Raw genomic sequence first — 21,393 nt, 5'->3', positions numbered from 1 at the left:
CTATTCCTCTTCGGGGTTGGGGTCGGGCGGGGTTTCGAGCCCGCTCTTGGGCAGGGCCTGCATGTTGTGTGTACGGCGATAGGTGACTTCGCGGGTTCGCTGACGAATGACCTGCTGCCAGGGCTCACCGGTCATGGCCGCCGTTTCCAGGGTCTCGTTGCTCACGCCGATCTCAATGCGCTTGCCGGCAGCGTTGGCTTCCTTGAGCTCATCGATGGCGCCACGGGCCGGGCCAATCCAGATGGCTTGGCAATAGGCTTTGCGCCTGGCCGGAATGTTGTATCCGGGCAGGTCGATCAACCCCCTGGCCACGGCCTCATCGATGACCAGCTCGCGGCTCGGCTGGCAGAAGTCGCAGGCCAGCCACCAGCGGCGCAAGCTGTAGAAGCGCCAGGCCTGGAGCATCGCAGCACGGGCAGCGCTGTAACTGCTGCTGTAGTGCAACAGCAGCTCTTCCAGCGGCAGCTCCAGTGCCGCGCCGATTTCCTTCACCACCGCGGTGAAGAACGGGTCGAACTGGGCGTTTGGGCGGCCGGGGTTGGCCACCATCGGTTCCTCACCCACGCCGAGATCCACGATGGCGCCTTCACCCAGAGCCAGCGTGCCGTCAGAGCTGTCATCACCTCCGGGCTGTTCTTCAGTCAGAGCCGACATCGGCAGGTTGCCGGTGTTGAAGTCATTGCTCTTCTTGATGAACACGGTGAACATCGCCGAGATCACCGCCGCCATCAGCTCGGCGCTGCTGTAGCGCTCCAGCTTCTGCAGCGGCTCCAGCACCGGGGACAGGTACGGTACGCCGCGCTTCTGTCCAGGCCGCTCCTTGTCGGCCATGACGTGTAGCACACGACGCCGCCCAGTCTCAGCGCCGAACACGGTCAACCGCTCCCAATACAGCGCCTTACCCGCCAAATGCTCGCCGGGGTAGCCGGAACACACATGGTACGCCACAGGCGAACCCAGCCCGTCGAACTCGACCCCTTCCACCAAGTCCGTGCGGTCCATGCCGCCGTTCGGGTTGCCGACACGGTCGGACTCGATCAGCTGCAGCCGCGTACTGAAGATGCAACCGGGGCGCTCTTGGTCCGGGCTGGCCACGAACACATCTCCCGCCACCATCGACGACACCAGCACCAGGGCTTGCAGCTGGTAATGGTTGAGCGTCGCTTCGGCGTCGCACTCCCTCGGGTCATCGGCATACAGCGACCACAACCGGTCCAGCTTAGCGTTGAGCTGTTCGGCCTCCTCTTCGGTCAGGCCCAGCGCTTCATGGTCGACCTGGGCGCGACAGACCAGCCCCGTGCCCACGACGTTGGTGCGTAGCCGGGTGATTGCCGCGCGAGCCACCAGGTGGTTACGCATGGCATCACGCGAGCGCGCCACCAGCATGCGGCGCTCGCTCTGATTGAAGTCGCGCCGCGGACTGCCGAGGCCAGGCAGCCAGCTGGCTACGCTGCGCAATACCCGCGACGCGCCGCGCCAACGGGTTTCAACCCCACCGCCGCCGCCCTGGGCGACGATCTGTTGTCCATCGACCGATGCCCTGGCCACGCGGATCGCTTCGGTCATCAACTGCTCGGCAGCCGACTCCTGTTTTCGGAACGGCCACATGGTCAGATCCCCACGTAGGAAATGCGGTTACGGCCCCGGCCCTGAAGCAGGGCCTGCTCTGCGGCAACCTCCTCGGCGTACTGTTTCTCCAGCAAGCGCAAGCTGTTGAGCTCGGCCAGCTGGACCTCGCGATCCTGCCGACGCAGCCGCTGGCCGTTCTTCAGGACGCGTGAGATCGCCGCCCGGACTTCGGCAAGGCGTTGTTGTGCATCTGTCATGGTGAACCTCGGTTAGCTGACGCGGCTCCGCGTGCCCCTGCCGCGCGAAACCACGCGACGAGGAATCGGCGCCACCGCCTGTTCAGTAGTGAAGAGGGTGGGCTGAAGCAGCTGCTGCTCCAGCTGGTCCCATTCGTTGTCGCGCAGCAGGTGGGTCTTCAGGCTGCGGGCCGCGTGCAAGGCATACACCTCACAGTCCAGCGCCTCGTTGCGCCGGCCGGCCTTCTTCTGCCAGACCATCTTGCTGGGGGTGCGCGGGTGCGGCGCCAGGACTTCGTTGGTCACCTGCTCGTAGTAGTCCGCGCGGATCTCGCTGTACCAGTGCATACGCCCTGGCCCGCTGCCCTTGAGGCGCATCCGGCCATCGATCAGCGTCTTGGCCTTGTGGGTACCGACGATGAACACACGTAGGCCATACCTCGCAGCCTTGGTGTTGTCTTGGCTGGTGTCCGCTGACTGGGCCGGCTTGGTGAAGATCTCCCGGTCCCGGCTGTCGTTGGACGCGCCCTTGATCGCCATGATGTTGAAGCGCTGGCGATCCCGAACGTAGGTGTACACCGCATCGCTGGTGTTGCCGTCGGAGCTGTCGACGCTGACCGCCGACACGGCCAGTTGCGCACCGCTCTCGGTGGGGATCGGCGTCGCGATGATCCTGTCGAGATCCGTCCACACCCCGTCATTCGGGTCGATCGGGTTGCCGGGCAGCTCGCCCCAGTACAACCTCCAGGACTCCTCTCCTCGCCCCCACCCCACGATAACCAGAGCGAGACGATCGCCCTGAACGTCAACACCGACCGTGACCAGCAGCGTACCCTTCGGGGCCGTCAATTCGGCGTAAGGTTCGGCACGTTTCTCCAGCTCGTCCGTCTTCGGCGCGTTGCTCTTGTACTCGTAGCACTCGCCCATCTGGCTGTTGGTAAAAGCGATCATAGGACCGTTATTGCCGTTCGACGCGGCATGCTCAGCCTGCAGCTTCTTCTCCATCAACTTTTCAAAGCGGGAGCCATGGAACGTCGCATACAGCTCGTTGAGGATATAACCAGCAATGCCGCGGAATTCGGCGGTGGCCTCCCAGCGCCCATGCTGGAGGTTGGTGTTCTTCTGGTGGTCGTCCCAGATCTCACCGCAATGTGGACAGGCGTAATACGCTGTTTCCGGACGACGCTTACCGTACACCTCGTGGAGGTAGTGCTCGTCCTCGTCGCAATGCAGATGGTCGAAGCTCAGCGCGTGCTCGTGGCCACAGCCGTGACATGGGACCAGGCCCACGCGCTTGTCCGACAGTTCCAACTCGGCATCGATCGCGGACAGCCCCTTGATGGTCGGAGTCCCACCGATGATGATCTTCGACCGCCGGAACGTCTTGAGACGCTCCTTAGCCAGCTTGATGCTATCCCCCTGCCCCCGCAGGTTCAGGTTACAGTCGTCGGGCTCCTCCACCGCAACCCGAGGGACCGGGGTGGACTTCACACTGGCCGGGCTGTTGGAGCCGACCATCTTGAGGAAGCCGCCGGGGAACCGCTTGAAGTCCTGACGCTGCTGCAGCTTGCGGCTGCCCAGGTCGACCTTTTTGCGCAAGCGCTTGGTCGCGGCGATCATAGGTCCAAGCTTTTCCGCCACGTATTGCTTGGCCGCTTCGGCCTTGGGGAACAGGATCAAGATCGGGGACGGGTCCAGATCAATCCATTTGCCTATAGCGTTACCCATCACCCCCGATGTCCAGGCCACCTGGGCAGACTTGCGACCAACGACCTCAAACACATTTGGATCGTCTAGGGCTTCCAGTGGGCCACCAGGCCAGATCAGGTGAGGCGTAACATCGAACCGGTATTTACCTGGCTTGCCCGCCTCCTCAGTCGAGAGATAACGATACTTGTCAGCCCATTCGATGATGCTCATTCGCGGGGCCGGGGCCCATTTGCGACACGCTCGACGGATCCCCTTAATCGCCGTCTTCTTCAGAGCCCTCTTCATCGTCCGGCTCGTCAGCATCCCAGTCGGGATCATCATCGTCCTCGTCATATGCGGACAACCTCCTCAGTATTGCTTCGATAGGCGCGCGGATAAGCTGGTCGTCGACCTGCACGCCGTACTGCGCGGACAAGGTCGCCGCCAGCTCATCGGGGAGGGTGTTCAGCAGCTCGATCTTGGCAGTAGTGATCACCGCCTCGAAGCGCTCGACCATGTCTGCTTCTAACACCACTTGGCCGAGCTTCTTGGCCAGCTCCACCTCCAGATCATCGCCCCGCAACCTGTCATACCTGTCCCGAGCGGACTCTTTTTTGCCGTTCAACGCGGCCTGGCGCAGCAGCCACTCGATCACCGCCTGGGTGTCGTACTGGTTTTCGTTGCCACGCCCCACGCCGAACTCGATCACCGGCATGCCTTCCTTCTGCCACCGGCTCAACGTGCGCTCGTCTCGACCGACGATCTCGCCGAGCTCGACCTTGCTAACTGTCTTGCCCATCACTAAGTCCTTGAAAAGACGGACATCCCTGCAAAAATCTCAGCTGCAGAGAAACCGCGAGTCTGCGCACCCGTGTAGGGGGCGGGCCGTGGGGAGGACCCAAAATTTCACCACGCCCGCCCCTGCCCGGCGGGGTCAACCGTGCCTGGAACGCTGAGACATCAGCAAGACCAGCAACACCGTCCACACCGGCCGCGTGGTTTCTCTTGGTATCGGCCCGTGGCCAACGCCATGCTCAACGCTTCTACAAGCACTTCCTTGGGGGTTTCCTCCAGGGTCTTCTCCCAGTAATGTCGCGCACGCAGCAGGTCGAAATCTCGACGCACCTGCATGTCAATAAAACGCAATACTTGCTCCCAGCTTTGGGGGCTTTTTTTCTCTTGTTCAGGAGTCAAGGACATGACCACCTCCAACATTCAGAAATTTGATGAGATCACCGGCCAGGTGTTTGGTGCTCTCTATGAAAACTTCCCGGTAGCCAGACATCTGCTGATCGAAGACTTCCTGGAAGACGGGTTTTCTTACGATGAGGGCGCGCAGGGAGACTTTCCCAATCAGAACGGTGAGTTTTTCTTCGCCTGCGTCGAGTGGCTGGCAGAGGCCGGATATCTGCGGTTTCACGAGAAACTGGATTACGCGGGGTTTGATGAAGTAGTTCTAACCGCAAAAGGCCTTGAAGCGCTCAAGGCTGTTCCCGCTAGCCTTACCGTAGGTCCATCCCTGGGCGACCAACTCGTTGATGCCACCAAAAGCGGTACCAAGAGCATCGTGGGCAGCCTGGCGGGCGAGGTACTGTCGGTGGGCTCCCGCTTCGTAGCCACCCACTTTGGGTTACCGAGCTAAATCATCCCGAAACAAGGCGCTCCGTCATCCAGATGGTCCGTCTTACTCAGCACCAGGGGGACTGGGCGGTGGCACCTGCCCGAGGCCCAGTCGCTTTGCGGCCCAGCGTTCGTACAGGCCAATCGCAACATCGGCGCCGGCCATTGCCGTGAGGCATCCGATCCCGCCTGCTGCCAGGATCGAAACCCCGGCGGCGTGCAACAGCATGATGGTGCCGAGCCCGCAGACCACGCAGGCTCCAGACCTCAATGCCAAGCGGCGAATCAAGGACCAGCCCCGGGCGCCCGCCTTGTCGGCTCGCCACATCTCCCCGGAGACACCACCGACCAGTGAAAGGACAATCACCATCCAGATCGGCATGTCCACCAGCGTTTGCTGCTCGTTCGTCATTCCCCTGCCCCTTAAACGCAAAAACCCGGCGCAAGGGCCGGGTTTGGTGAGTGTGGTGCCTGCCGCTCTCTGCGGGTCGCACCTATCGAAGATGACTACTTTTTACAGGTCGATTCCGGTGGCAGCAACCCCGGTTTAATGCCACCCGGTGAATAAGTGGGCTACACCGGGCGAATGTCTGGCGAATGTCGGCGAATATCTCCCCACGGCATTCTGTTGTTTCAGCGGCGTCCCATCTGTCCCACCTTTTAGAATTAAGGTGGGACGCCTGAGAGCGCCTAAATTCGGGGCTCAGCCCCACCGCCCTACTTATTTATCTCTTTTCTCGTGTAAAGAGAGAAAATTAAGAAACACGCTTGCGCGTGAAACGCGCGTGCATCGTGCCTGCTACGCATATGTGGGCGGGTGACGTTGCAAGGTGGGACGGTGGGACAGCCCAGTAAAGACAAGGCCCGCACCTGTCCCACTGCGTCTAAACATAGTAGGACAAGGCGGGACGGTGGGACAGCAACTGCCGGAACCATGCCTAGGGTCAAGCAGCCACCCCCATCAACATGCCCCAGATAACCAAATGGGCGTCATGAAGACGCTGATAATAAGTGTCACGCCCGCAGCCGCAGTGCGCATAACGCAAACGCATGTCGACATCAAGGGTGCAGTAGTGCTCCCGCACAACCGTCACCAGCTCGGGCGCGAGGTGCTTGTTCACTATCAGCTCGATATCCAACGAGCTCTCCAACGGCGCTCGGAATGCACGCCGCCCGCGGATTAACTGGCCGTTACTCTCCATCATCATCGCGACCATGTTTCCACCGGCCAGACCGCCTTTCGAATGGTCGGAGTGCAGCTCCCGAGCCCATAACTGAAGCAACGAATCGATTGCCTTAATCATCGAAACAAAGCTCCTCGACAACTTCTAGTTCTGAGTCAGCCGCCTTCCCCCAGTCCGCTGGCTTCTTATAGCCCCACAACCGCTGCCGACTCTTGGTCATAGCACCGAGCCTGAAACGTCTCCAGCCCAGCCGATGCAGGATCGCACCCACACGCATCTGCTCCGGCTTACCCCAATGTCCCGGGTCGAGCTTGAGTGCCTGCGTCAGCACCTCGCTGCCGGTCGTGGTCTCACCAATCTGCGACTCTTCCAGCCAGGTCAAGATTGGCGTTTCCCATTCATCCACTACGAAGCGCTCGTCCTGCTCTTCCGCGAATAATGCTGCCTCATCCAACGTTACCCACCAAAGGTCGCCCGCGTCGTAGCAGAACACCGCCTCGGCCCACAGCTGATCGCGGATCGAGCGCAACAGCTCCAGATCCACCTTGGTACACGCCACCGGCCAATAGCGGCGGTTGCCCGTGGCGTCCTTCAGGTACTCGTCCTGGTTGGTCGTACCCACGAAAACACACTGGCGTGGCACGTCCATAGTCCTGCGGCCGTAGCTCTCGCGGTAGGTATCAGTGGATGCCGAGAAGAACTGCTTGGCCTTGGTCGACTCGGCCTTGTTGAAACTATCCAGCTCGCCCAGTTCAACGATCCACTTACCGCGGATTGCCTGGAAACCGTCCTTGTCGCCCAGGGCAAACGGCGTGTCCATGAACCACTCGCCGCCGAGGATGCTCATCGCCGTTGACTTACCAGCACCCTGAGCCCCTTCGAGAATCATCACCGAGTCGGCCTTGCAGCCAGGCTTCATCACCCTGGCTACTGCCGAGAGCATCCAGCGTTTGCCGACCTTCGACGTGTAGTCGCTGGGCTTAACGCCCATGACGTCGGTCAACCAGCTTTCCAGGCGAGGCACTCGATCCCACTCCAGCTTTTGCAGATACTGGCGCACCGGGTGGAAGGCATGGTCATGCGCAACCACACTCACCGCCTCGATCACATGGGATGCCTTGACCCGCAAGTTGTACTGCTGCGCGAGCCACTTCATGACACGCATATCGTCGATGTCGGCCCAATCGCCCGTGCCACCGCCATAAGGGGCTGCACGCAGCTTGACGATCTTCGAACTGAAAGCGCTGTAACTGATCACTCCAGCCCAGCGCTCGTCATTGGCCAGAATCAGCTCGACGTTCTGCATATGCGCGATCAAGGCACCGCTTTCGCTACGAGCCAGCAGATCCTTCCAGCCACCAGCTGCAGGCGGCTTGACCACCGCCAATACCTGGCGACGTACCGCCTCCAGACCTTCCGCAACATGCAGGTCATTGAAGTCGGTCCACTTCTCCTCCCGCTCTACCGAGAAAATCGGCGCAACCACTTGGCCGCCCACGATTAGCGCAGCATTGCTGGCCTTCTCCTCTCCAGGGTTCCATGGATCACCATTCGGCTTTTTGGTCTTCCAGTCATCGTCTCGACAGATGATCAGCGGGCAACCTGCAAAGCGCTCACGCATAGCCTTGCAGACCACCAACAGGTTGCCTGCATCGAACGCGACAGCAACCGTCAGCGAAGTCGCCATATGCAGGCTCGCACCAGTGGCGTAGCCCTCACAGACCAGAACAGGCTCGCCCGGATCCGGATGCGGGCCAATCAGGTGAAATGCTCCCTCCTTCGACATCCCGTAGGGCCAATAGGACTTGTCCCGGCCGGTGTCTTCCTGCTTCGATGGGAAGATCACCTGCAGGCCGACAATCTCATCCCGGGTGTTGCACATCGGCACCAGGAACGCGCCGGAACGTGGTGCATAGCGAACGCCGAAACCGACGATCTGCTTGCGATCCAGATAGTCACTGCGCCCCTTTTCCGGCATACGCTTGAACATACCCACCGCCCGCTTCGCCGCACGACGTGCAGCATTGGCCGCGATCTCGGCGGCGCGGCGCTTGGCCTCTTCCTGCCGAGCACGCATAACCTCGCGCTCCTCCGGCGACATCCGCCCGGCCTTGACCTTGATCTTCTGCGTTTCACCCGAGCGCCAATCACCAAAGCTACCGAAGATCAGCGTGTCGCCTTTCTCCGTGCGGTGTTCGTGCACAACGTACCAACCGTTTTTTTCCTTGCCCTTGTCCTGCGATGTTTTACAGCGTGTCAGCTTGCCGAAAACCAGCGGTTGCGCGGGCTCAAGGCCGTAGTCCGCGAATTGTCCCAATACCTCATCGAGCATGGCGGGCCTCCCGCGCTTCGTCGATGGACTGGCAACGCACACACTGAGTACATCCGGGCAAAGCTAAACGGCGTGCTTCTGGAATCGGCTCTTCGCAACCCTCACAGAACAAAAATGAATGTGCCGCCAAAGCAGGCTTGGCGGCGTTACGTGCAGCAAGCGCCTGGTCGATTCGCTCCTGCACTAGGTCGTTGGCAAAGTCGGCAATGTCAGCCACGGGCAGCACCCCGCGTTGTCTGGTTGACGTACGTGGCGCGGTTGAACAACCCCAGCAGCCCTTGAATACCGCGGAACACCTGCAGCCGAATAGCTGCCAGTTCTTGGTCACTCACAACCCCATCACCGATGCTCTTGGCCCATGTCTCGGCCAGATCAGCTACCTGCCGGAAATACTCTGCGATACCAGAGGTCAGGGTTTCGGGCATATCGGTGGTGTAGGTCTCGGCCAGTTCCTGCCAGATGGTGTCGCCGACCAGGGCATGTACGGCATCCAGAATCCGACGATCCTTGGTCAGTTCGAGGATCTCGCCGAATTCCTGAATGTTTACGGTATGGCTTGGGTGGGTTGGAGACAGCTTGTGCTGCAGCGTGGTGGAGTTTCTGCCGGTGGTGGCGGCGATGGCAGCTGCGCCGCCGGGGTAGTCCCGTGCGGCATGGTAAAGCGCTAGATCGAGCGGCAGGACTTCCCGCTGCGCCCGGTCAACACAACTAAGAGCAATTCGGCTCATGGCATTAATCCTTATAAGTTGCCAGTGCCGCGCGACATGCAGTGGTGATACATTTGCCGCGTGGCTTGAAAGGGCCCAAACGCCGGCTAGGTCCGCAAGACCGACACCGGCACCGTGCCGGGGCAAGCGATCCGTCGCTCACCCCTGGCGCAACAGCTGCCCTATCTGTGGTGGAGAAAGGCAGCAACACCAAGGCTTCCGAGCCTTGGAAAGCGCGGTAAAGGTCGGCGGTTCGCATGTGGTGTGCCCGCCTACCTTTATCGCGACCCGGCAGCGCTGTGGTGGTGCGTGCTGGGAGGAACTGGGCGGCCCTTGGGTCGCCTTTTTTCTTGCTATGCTGCTTTGCCTAGCGTAGCTACCTCAGTAACTCCGTAATGTTCAAGAACATCGACAAGGGATACAACACCATCACTCTCTCGAGCCAATGCCTTGATCAAAGAAACACTTGGATCTTTGCTTGCGTATTTGACGTGAACTCGCATGTAACTTATGGCAATGCCACACCGCTTGGCATAAGCCGTTAGCCCTTCAGCATCTAAGTGGTTGATGTACTCGCGTAGATTCATGGGTGTACCTCCTGATGCAAAATTAACCTTAAAGGTTATTTTTTGCAATACCCTGTAGGACATTCACCTATCAGGTTAATCAAGCCAAAATCGGTGCATGAAAATTTCAGACACACGCCTTCAGAATTTCCGAAGAGTTTTGGCTGAGCAGAAGCTCCGCCTGATCGACATTGCCGAGCTATTGGGTAAAGCACCCGCGCAGGTCAGCGCATTCGGGGGCAAAAATCCAACGAAAGGCATCGGCGATCAGATTGCCCGTGAAATAGAAAAAGCACTTCATCTCCACGATGGATATCTTGATATGCCGTTTGGCATAGGCGAGTTTAACAATGCCACCGTTCTGAGCCATACCGGACGAAAACTACCGGTTATGGGATCGATCGCAGCAGGTGCCTGGTGCGAATTTCATGGCAATTTTGACTCTAGGGACGCAGAGGAATGGATAGATGCTCCAGGCCCAGTTGGACCACGAGCCTTCATCCTGCGTGTTGAGGGCGTCAGCATGGAGCCTAAGTTTATAGAGGGTGATAAAATAGTTATTGATCCGTCTCTAGAGGCTTTGCCCGGTCATTTTGTTGCAGCAAAACGCACCAGTGATCAAGCTGCGACGTTGAAACAATTGAAACAAGAAGGAAGTGAAAGATATCTATATGCCCTGAACCCAGATTGGCCAGAGCGGATAATTCGACTATCTGAGGAGTGGTCTATCTGCGGCAGGGCACGTTGGAAAATATCTGATTTGTAGCCTCACCAATGCTGGCAACCACATCATATAAACATATAAAAGAAGCGCTCATCACGCTTCTTTTTTTCTACTTAAATAATTAAGCAGCTACCCTTTCCTGAATATAATCTTCCATCTTAGCTGCTTTAAGCCAAGCATCTACATCATCATCCGTAGCTTTACCTGTCAAATACAACCTTTTAATCACTGCTGGAATAACACGACTATATTTCACCTGACCATTCTGACCAGAAACCTTAATTATTTCTTCAATTTGCTCCCTAGAGAAGAAACCGATGTACGACAAAACCACCGCACCGAAGGCATTCGCCTGATCAAAATTCACTGAACCACCAAAAAGTTCAATCACCCGATCTATTAAAGGTCTGCTTGGTGTCGAGAAAAAACTCAAACCAAGCTCGGTTCGAACAGCTTTTGCAACACGTTTATTGGTGAACTCAGCCAGGGGTGTAAAATTCAAGATAGGATCCAGAGTATTGAAAAGCTTTTCGGGAAGATCCTCTACGAAGGCTGCAATTTTTTGCTGGATATCTGCATCTAGCATATCCCATCCATCCGTCAGCTTAGTCAACAGTGGGAATACCCTGTACAAATGGGTAGGTTCAAGGGCCCGAGCGAAACTAGAGAAACTATTATCGATGGTTTCGTCATACACTTCTTTGTGCATAACCTCAACCGCATTGAGCGCGGTAACTGCCCTTCCTTGCTCTTTTGGATCTAGGTCAGTCCGTAGCAACTTCTTAAGCAATACCACAATAAAGTTCCGTATCAACGAGGCTCTCCCCCTTACCATTGGACTACTTCTAAGGGCCACAAGCGCCTTATCCAGTTCCAGTGGGAAGTACCCGGAGTCAACTTCTGCGAGCAATAGATCAAGTGCATACTTACCTTGCGCCGCAGGGTGCTGAAGCAAGTGCTCAACAGCAGATCGAATATGCATCCTTGCTAGTTCAGCAGAAGGATTAAAAATTTCACCATCTATTGTCATTGATGGATGAGCACAACGATTTCTATCTTGTTGAAGCCTCTCTAAGTCGGTATGTTCTGTATGAGATATTAATTCAGTCTGATCTCGCGCATTCTTCAGCAAATCCCGCTCAAACTTCAACGAAAAACCAATATCTCCTGCGCGCCTCGCTTTTTCGAACTCGGACATCTGACTTTCAGCTGCCTTATCCCCAGCCAATGCCAGCTCTTTTAACTTATCAATTATATCAAATGCCACCGCCACCCAAGTTGAAACTATTGCAGATCGAAAAGCCCCTGACCTATAGCAACTAACAGCCTCCTTTATATAGCTTTTTGCTTTTTCATCTCTACATTTCAATACAAGCTCATCTAAATCCCAGAGCGGTGAGGCCATTTCTACGTTCCCTGTGTTGTGTAATGAATCAGAGAATACTAAAGAAAAAAGAATCAAAACGGAAATTGACAATTTTGAATTGAACACAAAAAACAACCCAAAAGGTATAAAATGGTTGACCAAAATAACCTTTAGGGTTAATTATTGCCTCACTCTTCCACCACAGAGCGAGGCAACACCATGCACACCACAGCAACCCTGCACGTCCACCCGGCCGCTGCCGATCCATCCCGTACCTTTGAAATCCGCCGCCTGGCCCGTGAGGCCGGATGCGAGTTCGTCGCCAGCAAACCCAAGCAGAAACCCCGCGGCACCCCCGCCCCCTTCGGCCCGAACGGCGGAGGGCATGCAGCATGAGGAAGTACAAACTCGACAACCGCACGCTGCAGCTGCTGAACGCCCAGGTCAATCTGACCGAAACCTTTACTCATACGCTCCGGTCCACCCCGCGGCGCGATGTGCTGTCGTTCCGCCTCAAGGTTGAACGCAGCCAATCCGACACGCTCTTCACCGTCGAGCTGGGAAGCGAGCGCCACACGCTCACCCTGCCGAACGAAAAGAAGATGCACCTCAAGCTGGCCGACTTCATCGAAGAGATCGTTAACGGCCCCTTCGATCCAAGCAGCTCAGCCGATCTGCTGACACTTCCTCATGCAAGCCGCCGCTTCGGAACCTTTGAAGCCGAACAACGGCAGCAGGTGTTCGAGCTGGTACGCACAGGCGGCACCATCAGCCTGGATATGGGCTTCGATCTCCCCATTCAGATTGCCCTCCATCGCAACATCACGCGCAAAGCCGTGACCACCATCATGAGCATTGGCGTGAAAAAGCCCCGCACCAAGTGCTTCACCGTGTTCGGTAGCGACACCGAGATGTACGAGAAGATCGTCGAATCCATCAACCACCTGGCTGCAGTCGCAACTCCTGCAGCACATGCGGCATAGGGGGTTAACCATGGAACGCGACCTGGCAAAGACCGCCAAGTACTTCGGCATCACCCGCCCAACGCTGATCAAGCTCATGCGCGAGAAAGGTCTGATCAACGACAAAAAGCTGCCGGCCTATCCCACCCGCGACCGCGAATACCTGCGGATCAAGGACGGCCAGTGGTGGCACCCGGAGCTGGGCATGCAATACAGCCAATCCACCCGGGTGAAGCAAGCCGGCCTGCCCTGGCTCGCCGAACAACTGGGACTTGAGATGCCGGCGATCCCGGCAGACCGCCGTGACGTGGCCTAGGGAGTACGCCCGCCAGATCCTAGCCCTGGGTACCAAAGAGGAGCGCAACGCCGCGCTCCTCGAGGTACCAGAACATCTGCGGGAACTGACCAAGCGCCACTGCCTGAATGCCTGGAACCACCCAGCTCGCCACAAACGCAAGGAGGCCCAACAGAACCATGAGCATTAACAGCCAAGCACCACTGCGACTGCACCCCGCACCGGATTCATCCACTGTCGAGCTGCTCTACCGAACCTTCGGTGACGTGCTGATCCCCCTGGAAAGGCTGCGCGAGCAGTATTTCCGTAACCTCAACAAGGAGTCGTTTGCAGCCGAGATCACCAGCGGCCGGATCGAGCTACCCGTCACCACTCTGGACAACAGTCGCAAGGCCCCGAAATACGTGCACATCCGGCATGTCGCCGCGCTGATAGACATCCGAGCCTATAGAGCGGATGAAGACATGCCTCGCACCCAAACCGAAGCAACCGAGTAACCCAACGGCCGCCACCACCGGCCCAGCAAAACCACCAGGAGCACACCACATGACTGCAACTCAAATCTATGCCCTGATCGGCCTGACACTCGCTGCCGCACTGCTGATCAACCTTGGCTACTTCTTCGGCCGTAAAGACGGCCAGGCGAAAGGCCTGCAGGAAGGGAAAGAAATCACCCAAGCAGAAAACGCCAAGACCATCAGGGAACTGAAGGCCTCCCTGCAATTCATCCAGGCTAACCACCTGCACCTCGCTCAGCACTGCAAAAAGCTCAAGGCTGGCCAGTCGCGGGAGTTTCTGTTGGACGTCGCCGATAAGCTGAGGATTGCAGCCGCAACCTTCGGCGCGCTACGCACCGGCAAGACCATCACCCGAGAAACACTCGCCCTGCAGGACCAGGTACTTGCCATGGCCGAGGCGTTGGAGCCGGTGCCTCAGGAGGACGCAGCATGAAGCGTCCCATCCCATTGGTGCGTTTGAGCCCAGAGGCAGCCGACGCTTGTGGCGTCAACGCGCAAAAAACAAACAGTCTCTGCTGCGAAGCAGCAGGCGTTAGTGATCCTGTCAGCGCCACTGCCGAGGCGCTTATACCCCACGAAAAGCTGCGCGAGGCAGCCAGTGTTGGTGCAACGCTAATCGCTCGGGAACGTCCGCCCGCGCAGCTTTCTGAGGGGTATATGCACCTTTCAAGGGCTCACCTGACTACCAGTCAAAAAGCCACTTTTCTCGCAGAAATCCTCAAGAAAACCATATGTTCTGGAGAGAACGTGCGCCGCGGGAGTAATTCCGCCCTTGCTTCGAACCATCAAGACTTTTGCAAATTGAGCCAGAGGATCACCCGCTCTCATGGAGCCTGCAGTGGCTGGAACCGAGAGTTCGAACACAGGTACGTCAGTCAAAACATTGGTATCCGTAAACTGATCATCTGCAAGGTGCTTGAACGAATTCGCTATTGCTCTGCATACCCCAAACTCTGGGCATTGATACTTCAAACCTACCTGAAAACGCGTTTTACCTTGAGCTTTGGAAGCGGCAGGCGCTGCTTGCAGCCAGGCATCCTTCTGCTGTTGCGTACCGATATGCCATATCCACTCGCAAACGTGAAATGCAGTCAGAGCTGCGTTAATCGCGAAGTAACTCGAGATGTCTACCGACTTGGCGCTTTGCGAAAACTGGGTTGCCTGAAGCTGCTCAATCTCCCACTCGAGCTTGGCCAGCATGTCGCTGACAGTTTTAATCTGAAACGTTCTAACCGCCTCAGGAGGCGTGGTACTGCCGCTACTGCTTCCTGCAGCCATAAAAATCTACCCCTCAGCTTTTTGGCTTTTGAACCCCATTCTATGCGCCCCTTTCATTTCAGGGAGGGCATATGAATGAGCTGGCTCTTTTCGCAGGCGCTGGTGGCGGAATACTCGGTGGACACTTGCTGGGATGGCGCACCGTCTGCGCCGTTGAGCGTGATGCCTACGCCGCACAAGTTCTGGCGCAACGACAAAACGATGGAGCCCTCCCAGCTTTCCCGATTTGGTCTGACGTGTGCAGTTTTGACGGAAGACTGTGGCGAGGCCTTGTTGACGTGGTTTCGGGAGGCTTCCCCTGCACCAATATCGCAATCTGCGGGGATGGAGCAGGCCTCGACGGTGGCGCAAGCAGACTCTGGGTGGAACAGCGCCGAATCGTCGATGAGGTACGACCCCGTTTCGTCTACGTGGAGAACTCGCCAATGCTCACTTCTCGAGGACTTGGCCGAGTTCTCGGGGACTTGGCCGAGCTGGGGTTCGATGCACGATGGGGAGTGCTCAGCGCATATGACGCCGGCCTGGGTCACAAGCGGGAACGTATCTGGATTGTGGCCGACGCCGACGGCTTCGGACGGGAAAGGCAGTGTTTTGCCAGAAGCCGCCAGGAAGAGAGCCGAAAAATCTTCGCGAGGTGTTCGTCTCCCCGAACACTTAACCCTGCTGGGGTTATTGCCTGGAGGGCTTCACAACCCAGAGTTCAGCGAGTGGTTGATGGGGTGGCCACTGCAATGGACCGACATCGAGCCGTTGGAAATGGACAAGTTCCACGAGTGGCAGCAACAGCATTCGCCCTTCTCTCGATCGATAGTGACTGACGCTGGAGGCTATCAATGACAACTCATAACATTGTCAGCGTGAGCGGCGGCAAGGACAGCACCGCCACTCTGCTCGTCGCCATCGCCCTGGAAACACCCAACCTGCAGGCCGTGTTTGCCGATACCGGAAATGAACACGACCAGACCTACCAGTACCTAGAATATCTGGAACAAGCCACCGGAGTAACCATTACACGGGTTCGTGCGGACTTCAGCCGGCAGATTGCCGGGAAAAGGAAGTTCATCGAAACCAAATGGCGCGAACAAGGCATCGAAGACGCCGTGGTCCTGGCAGCACTTGATGTACTGCAACCCACAGGGAATCCCTTCCTTGATCTCTGCCTCTGGAAAGGACGCTTCCCCAGCCGAAAGGCGCAGTTCTGCACTATGGAGCTCAAGCGAGATCCGATGCTTGAGCAGGTAATCATGCCGCTGATGGGCAACGGTGACATGCTGATCAGTTGGCAAGGTGTCCGTGCAGATGAGTCGCTGAACAGGCGCTACCTGCCCGAATGCGACGAAGTCGGAGGGGGGCTGTTCAACTACAGACCGATCTTGAAGTGGGACATCCCAGCAGTATTCGAGGCCCACCGTTACATGGGCATCAGGCCGAACCCGCTCTACTCCCAAGATATGGGCCGCGTCGGCTGTATGCCCTGTATCAATTGCCGTAAGGAGGAACTGCGGGCTATTGACCTACGATTCCCCGAGGTAATCGACCGAATTGATCGCTGGGAGCGACTGGTAAAGCAGGCTAGCAAACGCGGCGCTGCAACTTTTTTCGCCGGAAGCAATGCCAAACATCCCAACGGTTCCATAGCCAAAATGACCGCACTTGAAGTGATGGAGATCGCCAACATCCGACAGGCCGTCGAATGGTCCAAGACTGCCCGAGGCGGTATTCAATACGACCTGATGATAGCCACCGACGCGACCGCCTGCTCAAGCGCCTATGGGCTGTGCGAGTCCAGTTGGGAACCTGTAAATGTCGCGGAGGCAGCATGAAGCTCACACCCACTCACTTCCGCTACACCTGCCGCGTCTGCAAAAAAGAAATACAGCACCCAATAAGAAAGGATGATCCCGAAGCAACCGACATCCCTACCTGCTGCACTGGTAGCCGCCGGGATATGGCGTACCAAGGCCTAATTTATGAAGGAGGCAATCCATGAACACCGCCTTCATCCTGATGGCGCAGTACAACGGCCAGGCCATCATCCCTCTGGAACGGGTGTGTAAGGACTACTTCACACACTTAACGCCAGAAATGTTTCTGCGAAAAGTATTAGCAGGACAAATAAAAATCCCTATCACAAGACTTGAGCCCAGTCAGAAAAGCGCAAAAGGGATACACATAACAGACCTCGCTGAGTACTTAGAGACTCAACGTGCCCTAGCATTGAAAGAACACCAACAACTCAATAAAGTACGCCGCGCCTACTAACATAAGCACAGTACACAGGGGCGCCATTTCTGGCGCCCTAAACCTATGCACCGCTGCGATTCACTTCCCCATGCATGGATTCAAATTTAGAAATCTCCATATCAACTACTCGCTGATAGTCCTTCCGACTTGAAAATAGACGAATCGCGTGCTCTGACAACTGATCTGCACCCGTAATTGTGCGACACAGCAAAGCCACCTTCGTCATTCTCGCTTCAACCTTGAGCATACATGGCGAGGTTATCGCGCCTTGCTCATCATATTCTTGAAGCAAACAACATATAGCGTTGGACAACTCTTTCAATTCAAGCCAAAGCTCAACAGGGAGAATTACGGCAGATCGTGCCTCCAACTCAGAGAATTGCTTGTAATACTCCCCAATATCCGCCCTTGCCTCATCGCAATACAAGGCATCTTTCGCTGACAGGATAGTAGCGAAAACACGAATCCTTGACTGAAGATGGCTGATCTGTACGGCCACATCCAATTGCCGAGAAAAAAGTGCATCCCTTAACGGAGCCACCCTAGCTTTGGCGGTGTAGTAAAGGCCCAGCGCACTCACTAACAACGTTGAAACAATACCTGCGAGCCCAACTACTAAGGTCACTGCACTTTCATCCATTAAGCATCTCCCTCGGAAGCAATACCATTAGAAAAAAACACAATCCAGCCCTTATTCGTAGCTCACCCTCGCCCCAAGCGTTACACGAGATTGCAGGATAGCATCCAACCACTTCCAGTCCTTGTACCGATCACCGCGACCGCGCAGATGGGTATATCGCCGCAACGAGTTCCAGTCGCGATGACCGGACACACTCGATACTCTCGGAATATCCCAGTCCATCTCGAACAGTCGGCTCACCCCTTCATGACGCAAATCATGAAAGTGCAGATCTTCGATTCCAGTCATCTTGCATGCCTTGGACCATGCAGTGCCTACTGAGTCTGTATTGTATGGGAAGATTTCCGGGCACTCCCGCGGCATGCACTGCACAATTCTCCATGCCTCATCCGGCAGATGGCACCACACATCATTGCCGATCTTCTGCCCGGGATTTTTCATATCCCGCACTTTCACCGCCTGCCGGTGCTCGTCCAGATCCTCCCAGAGTATGCGAGTGATCTCGTCCATACGCCGTGTCGAGAAGATCGCGAACGCCATTACCTTGGGCATATGAATCACGGTGGGTCGACGCTTCAACATCTCGAAGAAGTGCTCCAGCACCTTATCGAGCTCATCAAGCGCAGGACGCCGATCCCGCTCGCGGCTCTTCATGTTGTAGCCGAACTTCTTCAGTACGAGGCGGGCATCAGACATCGCCTGCGGATCAATCTCATACCCCCAAGCCGCCCTGGCCAAGGACAACACCGAGCCCAGGTGAGCCATGTCATTGCCAGCAGTCTGAGGCTTGACCGAGCCGCCCTCGGGACTCATGCGCCAGAGTGCATAATCCACGAGCATCTGTTGACTGATGTCGGAGTCGACTTTTTCGCCCAGGTAACTGTTCTTGATGGCGTTGAGCGTCCGCCGCTTGGTCTCTCCCAGCGGCCGAGCTTTCTCAGCTTCAACCAGGTAGCGATCGATCATCTGCTTGATGGTGTGACCTACACGGCTGGCCCGCTCGATCGCACCAGGCTCTGCCAACTCGGTCTCCCGTCGCTTCGCCCAGGCCTGAGCGGCCTGTTTGCGGGCGAAGGTTTGGCTCTCTTGGTAGACTGTCACCTTGTCGCGATTGATGCGGATCTGGGCGAGGTAGCTGAGGGTGCCATCGGCCTTTTTACGCGTTCTGATTGTTGCCATATGAGAATTGGTACACGCCGTCTGTCGATTGGTACATTGTACCAAGCGCTTGGTGAAAACGCCCCAAAACCCCCGAAAATCGGTACAAAACACGTTGAACGAAAACACTGCAAAATCAAGCTCAAAGCCAGAGAATACGCTGCCTGAGCCATCCCGTCGCTTCAGCGTTGCACCGATGATGGATTGGACGGATAGACACTGCCGCTTTTTCCTGCGTCTGCTGTCCAAGCACGCGCTGCTCTACACCGAGATGGTCACCACCGGGGCGTTGCTCAACGGCGATCATGAGCGCTTTCTGCGCCATGACGAGTCCGAGCATCCCTTGGCGTTGCAGTTGGGTGGCAGTACGCCGGCGGATCTGGCGGCTTGCGCGCGGATGGCGCAGGAGCATGGTTACGACGAGGTGAACCTCAACGTCGGCTGCCCGAGCGATCGGGTGCAGAACAATATGATCGGAGCCTGCCTGATGGGGCATCCGGGGCTGGTGGCCGATTGCGTGAAGGCGATGCGCGATGCGGTGAGCATTCCGGTGACGGTCAAGCATCGGATCGGCATCAATGGCCGCGACAGTTATGAGGAACTGTGCGATTTCATCGGCCAGGTGCGCGAGGCCGGCTGCACCAGCTTTACCGTGCATGCGCGGATTGCGATTCTTGAAGGGCTGTCGCCGAAGGAAAACCGGGATATTCCTCCGCTGCGTTATGACGTGGCGGCGCGGTTAAAGGTGGATTTCCCCGAGCTGGAGATCATCCTCAACGGGGGCATCAAGACCCTGGAAGCCTGCCATGAGCACTTGCAGACTTTCGACGGGGTGATGCTGGGCCGCGAGGCTTATCACAACCCATATCTGCTGGCGGAGGTGGATCAACAGTTGTTCGCCAGCACGGCGCCGGTGATTTCCCGGGCCGAAGCGTTGGCACAGTTGCGGCCTTATATCGCCAGACACCTGGCCACGGGTGGCGCCATGCACCACATCACTCGCCATGTACTGGGTCTGGGCACCGGTTTTCCGGGGGCGCGCAAGTTCCGCCAGCTGCTCTCGGTGGACATCCACAAGGCCAAGGATCCGCTGGCGCTGCTGGATCAGGCGGGGCAGTTGCTCGAAGGCCGCTAACGGTCGCGCGGGTTGAACCTGACGGGTGTTTTGGCATCGTAGTAAACGGATAGCGCCCCTGCATTCAAACACCTGTTTTTCAGGTTGTTGCCCTTGGGGCTTGTTTAGGCCTCCGCTTACCTCTTCACGCCCTTGAGCGGCTGTCAGCGCTCGGGTAATGTCAACAGACCCACAGGACAGAGCACACTCATGACTTCCAAGCTGGAACAACTCAAGCAGTGCACCACCGTGGTTGCCGATACCGGCGACTTCGACGCTATCGCCCGGGTCAAACCGGTAGACGCCACCACCAACCCTTCCCTGTTGCTCAAAGCCGCGGCCATTCCGGGTTACGCCGAGCTGCTGAACGCCTGCGTCAGCGACGTCAAGGGTGATGTCGGCCTGGCCAGCGACCGTTTTGGCGTCGCGGTGGGTAAAGAAATCCTCAAACTGATCCCGGGCCGTATTTCCACCGAAGTGGATGCACGCCTGTCGTTCGATACCGACGCCATGCTCAAGCGCGCCCATCGCCTGATCGAGCTGTACGACAAAGCCGGCATCGGCCGTGACCGCGTACTGATCAAGATCGCCTCCACCTGGGAAGGCATCCGCGCTGCCGAGCAGCTGGAACGCGAAGGCATCCAGACCAACCTGACCCTGCTGTTCTCCTTCGCCCAGGCGATCGCCTGCGCCGAGGCCGGCGTGTTCCTGATCTCGCCGTTCGTGGGCCGTATCTACGACTGGTACAAGAAGGCCAGCGGCAACGACTACACCGGCGCCGACGATCCGGGCGTGCAATCAGTGACCCGCATCTACAACTACTACAAGGCCAATGACTACAAGACCGTGGTCATGGGTGCGAGCTTCCGTAACCTGAACCAGATCGAGCAACTGGCCGGCTGCGACCGCCTGACCATCAGCCCGGACCTGATCGAGAAGCTGGCCGCCGATACCGGCAAGCTGGAGCGCAAACTGACGCCGGGCCATGCTGGCGAAGCCCGCCAGAGCCTGAACGAAGCGCAGTTCCGTTGGGCCTCCAACGAAGACGCGATGGCCACCGAGAAACTGGCCGAAGGCATCCGTCAGTTCGCCCGCGACCAGGAAAAACTCGAGGCACTGCTGGCCGCCAAGCTCTGATCGAGCGAGCGCCAACGCAAAAGGGCGAACCCTCGTGGGTTCGCCCTTTTTTAT

At 57.4% G+C, this 21,393-nt stretch carries 27 protein-coding genes; 12 read left to right on the top strand and 15 right to left on the bottom strand.

The window, feature by feature from the left end; translation table 11 throughout:
* The 5 genes from H0I86_RS09930 to H0I86_RS09910 all read right to left on the bottom strand — a co-directional run bounded on the left by H0I86_RS09930 (window position 1) and on the right by H0I86_RS09910 (window position 4,694).
* Window positions 1–1,608 carry a phage portal protein gene (locus H0I86_RS09930; protein ID WP_180924873.1) on the bottom strand — a complete coding sequence of 536 codons (1,608 nt, stop codon included), beginning with the start codon at window positions 1,606–1,608 and terminating at the stop codon, window positions 1–3.
* A 2-nt stretch (window positions 1,609–1,610) separates the two neighbouring features.
* Window positions 1,611–1,826 carry a hypothetical protein gene (locus tag H0I86_RS09925; RefSeq protein ID WP_124373714.1) on the bottom strand — a complete coding sequence of 72 codons (216 nt, stop codon included), beginning with the start codon at window positions 1,824–1,826 and terminating at the stop codon, window positions 1,611–1,613.
* Between the two features lie 12 nt (window positions 1,827–1,838).
* Window positions 1,839–3,725, bottom strand: coding sequence for a phage terminase large subunit family protein (locus H0I86_RS09920; RefSeq protein ID WP_180924872.1), 1,887 nt, complete (start codon window positions 3,723–3,725; stop codon window positions 1,839–1,841).
* Window positions 3,726–3,768: 43 nt separating this feature from the next.
* Window positions 3,769–4,293: a terminase small subunit gene (locus H0I86_RS09915; RefSeq protein ID WP_180924871.1), complete on the bottom strand. Its 525-nt coding sequence runs from the start codon at window positions 4,291–4,293 to the stop codon at window positions 3,769–3,771.
* 161 nt (window positions 4,294–4,454) lie between these two features.
* On the bottom strand, window positions 4,455–4,694 hold the full coding sequence (locus H0I86_RS09910; RefSeq protein ID WP_180924870.1) for a hypothetical protein: 240 nt from the start codon (window positions 4,692–4,694) through the stop codon (window positions 4,455–4,457).
* Here H0I86_RS09910 and H0I86_RS09905 point away from each other — a divergent pair.
* Entirely contained in the window at window positions 4,693–5,136 is a 444-nt protein-coding gene (locus H0I86_RS09905; RefSeq protein WP_180924869.1) for a hypothetical protein, read from the top strand. The genes H0I86_RS09910 and H0I86_RS09905 overlap by 2 nt on opposite strands.
* 42 nt (window positions 5,137–5,178) lie before the next feature.
* Here the strand turns inward: H0I86_RS09905 and H0I86_RS09900 are convergent, their stop codons facing one another.
* From H0I86_RS09900 to H0I86_RS09875, 6 genes are all read right to left on the bottom strand, one after another.
* Window positions 5,179–5,526 (bottom strand): phage holin family protein, encoded by a 348-nt coding sequence (locus H0I86_RS09900; protein ID WP_180924868.1) that lies wholly within the window; start codon window positions 5,524–5,526, stop codon window positions 5,179–5,181.
* Between the two features lie 532 nt (window positions 5,527–6,058).
* Window positions 6,059–6,418 (bottom strand): PA0613 family protein, encoded by a 360-nt coding sequence (locus H0I86_RS09895; RefSeq protein ID WP_180924867.1) that lies wholly within the window; start codon window positions 6,416–6,418, stop codon window positions 6,059–6,061.
* On the bottom strand, window positions 6,411–8,630 hold the full coding sequence (locus tag H0I86_RS09890) for a VapE domain-containing protein (protein WP_180924866.1): 2,220 nt from the start codon (window positions 8,628–8,630) through the stop codon (window positions 6,411–6,413). The genes H0I86_RS09895 and H0I86_RS09890 overlap by 8 nt, the downstream gene beginning before the upstream one ends.
* Window positions 8,620–8,847 carry a TraR/DksA family transcriptional regulator gene (locus tag H0I86_RS09885; RefSeq protein ID WP_041983184.1) on the bottom strand — a complete coding sequence of 76 codons (228 nt, stop codon included), beginning with the start codon at window positions 8,845–8,847 and terminating at the stop codon, window positions 8,620–8,622. Before H0I86_RS09885 ends, H0I86_RS09890 begins: the two co-directional genes overlap by 11 nt.
* The gene (locus H0I86_RS09880; protein WP_162094743.1) at window positions 8,840–9,358 is read right to left on the bottom strand and encodes a phage regulatory CII family protein; all 519 of its coding nucleotides are present in this window, start codon (window positions 9,356–9,358) and stop codon (window positions 8,840–8,842) included. The genes H0I86_RS09885 and H0I86_RS09880 overlap by 8 nt, the downstream gene beginning before the upstream one ends.
* Before the next feature lie 332 nt (window positions 9,359–9,690).
* On the bottom strand, window positions 9,691–9,924 hold the full coding sequence (locus H0I86_RS09875; RefSeq protein ID WP_180924865.1) for a hypothetical protein: 234 nt from the start codon (window positions 9,922–9,924) through the stop codon (window positions 9,691–9,693).
* 97 nt (window positions 9,925–10,021) lie between these two features.
* Between H0I86_RS09875 and H0I86_RS09870 the strand changes: the two genes are divergently transcribed.
* Window positions 10,022–10,669, top strand: a complete 648-nt coding sequence (locus tag H0I86_RS09870; protein WP_180924864.1) for a LexA family protein — start codon at window positions 10,022–10,024, stop codon at window positions 10,667–10,669.
* 79 nt (window positions 10,670–10,748) lie between these two features.
* Here H0I86_RS09870 and H0I86_RS09865 read toward each other — a convergent pair whose 3' ends face one another.
* Window positions 10,749–12,032: a hypothetical protein gene (locus H0I86_RS09865; protein ID WP_180924863.1), complete on the bottom strand. Its 1,284-nt coding sequence runs from the start codon at window positions 12,030–12,032 to the stop codon at window positions 10,749–10,751.
* A 180-nt stretch (window positions 12,033–12,212) separates the two neighbouring features.
* Here H0I86_RS09865 and H0I86_RS09860 point away from each other — a divergent pair, with 180 nt between their 5' ends.
* From H0I86_RS09860 to H0I86_RS09840, 5 genes are all read left to right on the top strand, one after another.
* Window positions 12,213–12,389, top strand: coding sequence for a hypothetical protein (locus tag H0I86_RS09860; RefSeq protein ID WP_180924862.1), 177 nt, complete (start codon window positions 12,213–12,215; stop codon window positions 12,387–12,389).
* A complete protein-coding gene (locus H0I86_RS09855; protein WP_180924861.1) occupies window positions 12,386–12,976 on the top strand; it encodes a hypothetical protein in 591 nt (196 codons plus the stop codon). The genes H0I86_RS09860 and H0I86_RS09855 overlap by 4 nt, the downstream gene beginning before the upstream one ends.
* Before the next feature lie 10 nt (window positions 12,977–12,986).
* Entirely contained in the window at window positions 12,987–13,271 is a 285-nt protein-coding gene (locus tag H0I86_RS09850) for a phage antirepressor KilAC domain-containing protein (RefSeq protein ID WP_180924860.1), read from the top strand.
* Between the two features lie 158 nt (window positions 13,272–13,429).
* On the top strand, window positions 13,430–13,747 hold the full coding sequence (locus H0I86_RS09845; RefSeq protein ID WP_180924859.1) for a pyocin activator PrtN family protein: 318 nt from the start codon (window positions 13,430–13,432) through the stop codon (window positions 13,745–13,747).
* Window positions 13,748–13,796: 49 nt separating this feature from the next.
* Window positions 13,797–14,201, top strand: a complete 405-nt coding sequence (locus H0I86_RS09840) for a hypothetical protein (protein WP_180924858.1) — start codon at window positions 13,797–13,799, stop codon at window positions 14,199–14,201.
* 233 nt (window positions 14,202–14,434) lie between these two features.
* Here the strand turns inward: H0I86_RS09840 and H0I86_RS09835 are convergent, their stop codons facing one another.
* On the bottom strand, window positions 14,435–15,046 hold the full coding sequence (locus H0I86_RS09835; RefSeq protein ID WP_180924857.1) for a hypothetical protein: 612 nt from the start codon (window positions 15,044–15,046) through the stop codon (window positions 14,435–14,437).
* Between the two features lie 71 nt (window positions 15,047–15,117).
* Between H0I86_RS09835 and H0I86_RS09830 the strand changes: the two genes are divergently transcribed.
* From H0I86_RS09830 to H0I86_RS09820, 3 genes are all read left to right on the top strand, one after another.
* Window positions 15,118–15,864, top strand: coding sequence for a DNA cytosine methyltransferase (locus H0I86_RS09830; protein WP_180924856.1), 747 nt, complete (start codon window positions 15,118–15,120; stop codon window positions 15,862–15,864).
* Window positions 15,865–15,879: 15 nt separating this feature from the next.
* Window positions 15,880–16,869 (top strand): phosphoadenosine phosphosulfate reductase domain-containing protein, encoded by a 990-nt coding sequence (locus H0I86_RS09825; protein WP_180924855.1) that lies wholly within the window; start codon window positions 15,880–15,882, stop codon window positions 16,867–16,869.
* A 163-nt stretch (window positions 16,870–17,032) separates the two neighbouring features.
* On the top strand, window positions 17,033–17,308 hold the full coding sequence (locus tag H0I86_RS09820; protein ID WP_180924854.1) for a pyocin activator PrtN family protein: 276 nt from the start codon (window positions 17,033–17,035) through the stop codon (window positions 17,306–17,308).
* A gap of 43 nt (window positions 17,309–17,351) precedes the next feature.
* On the opposite strand, the gene H0I86_RS09815 is transcribed toward H0I86_RS09820, so the two are convergent.
* Window positions 17,352–17,930, bottom strand: coding sequence for a hypothetical protein (locus H0I86_RS09815; RefSeq protein WP_180924853.1), 579 nt, complete (start codon window positions 17,928–17,930; stop codon window positions 17,352–17,354).
* A 51-nt stretch (window positions 17,931–17,981) separates the two neighbouring features.
* A complete protein-coding gene (locus tag H0I86_RS09810) occupies window positions 17,982–19,109 on the bottom strand; it encodes a tyrosine-type recombinase/integrase (protein WP_180924852.1) in 1,128 nt (375 codons plus the stop codon).
* A gap of 175 nt (window positions 19,110–19,284) precedes the next feature.
* Between H0I86_RS09810 and dusA the strand changes: the two genes are divergently transcribed.
* Window positions 19,285–20,223, top strand: coding sequence for a tRNA dihydrouridine(20/20a) synthase DusA (gene dusA / locus H0I86_RS09805; RefSeq protein ID WP_373369407.1), 939 nt, complete (start codon window positions 19,285–19,287; stop codon window positions 20,221–20,223).
* Window positions 20,224–20,412: 189 nt separating this feature from the next.
* Window positions 20,413–21,339 carry a transaldolase gene (gene tal, locus H0I86_RS09800; RefSeq protein WP_180924850.1) on the top strand — a complete coding sequence of 309 codons (927 nt, stop codon included), beginning with the start codon at window positions 20,413–20,415 and terminating at the stop codon, window positions 21,337–21,339.
* Window positions 21,340–21,393 lie beyond the last annotated feature (54 nt).

Origin of the sequence: Pseudomonas chlororaphis subsp. aurantiaca (genome assembly GCF_013466605.1) — a bacterium.
GTDB lineage: Bacteria > Pseudomonadota > Gammaproteobacteria > Pseudomonadales > Pseudomonadaceae > Aquipseudomonas > Aquipseudomonas chlororaphis_I.
This window is presented reverse-complemented; position numbering and strand designations above follow the sequence as displayed.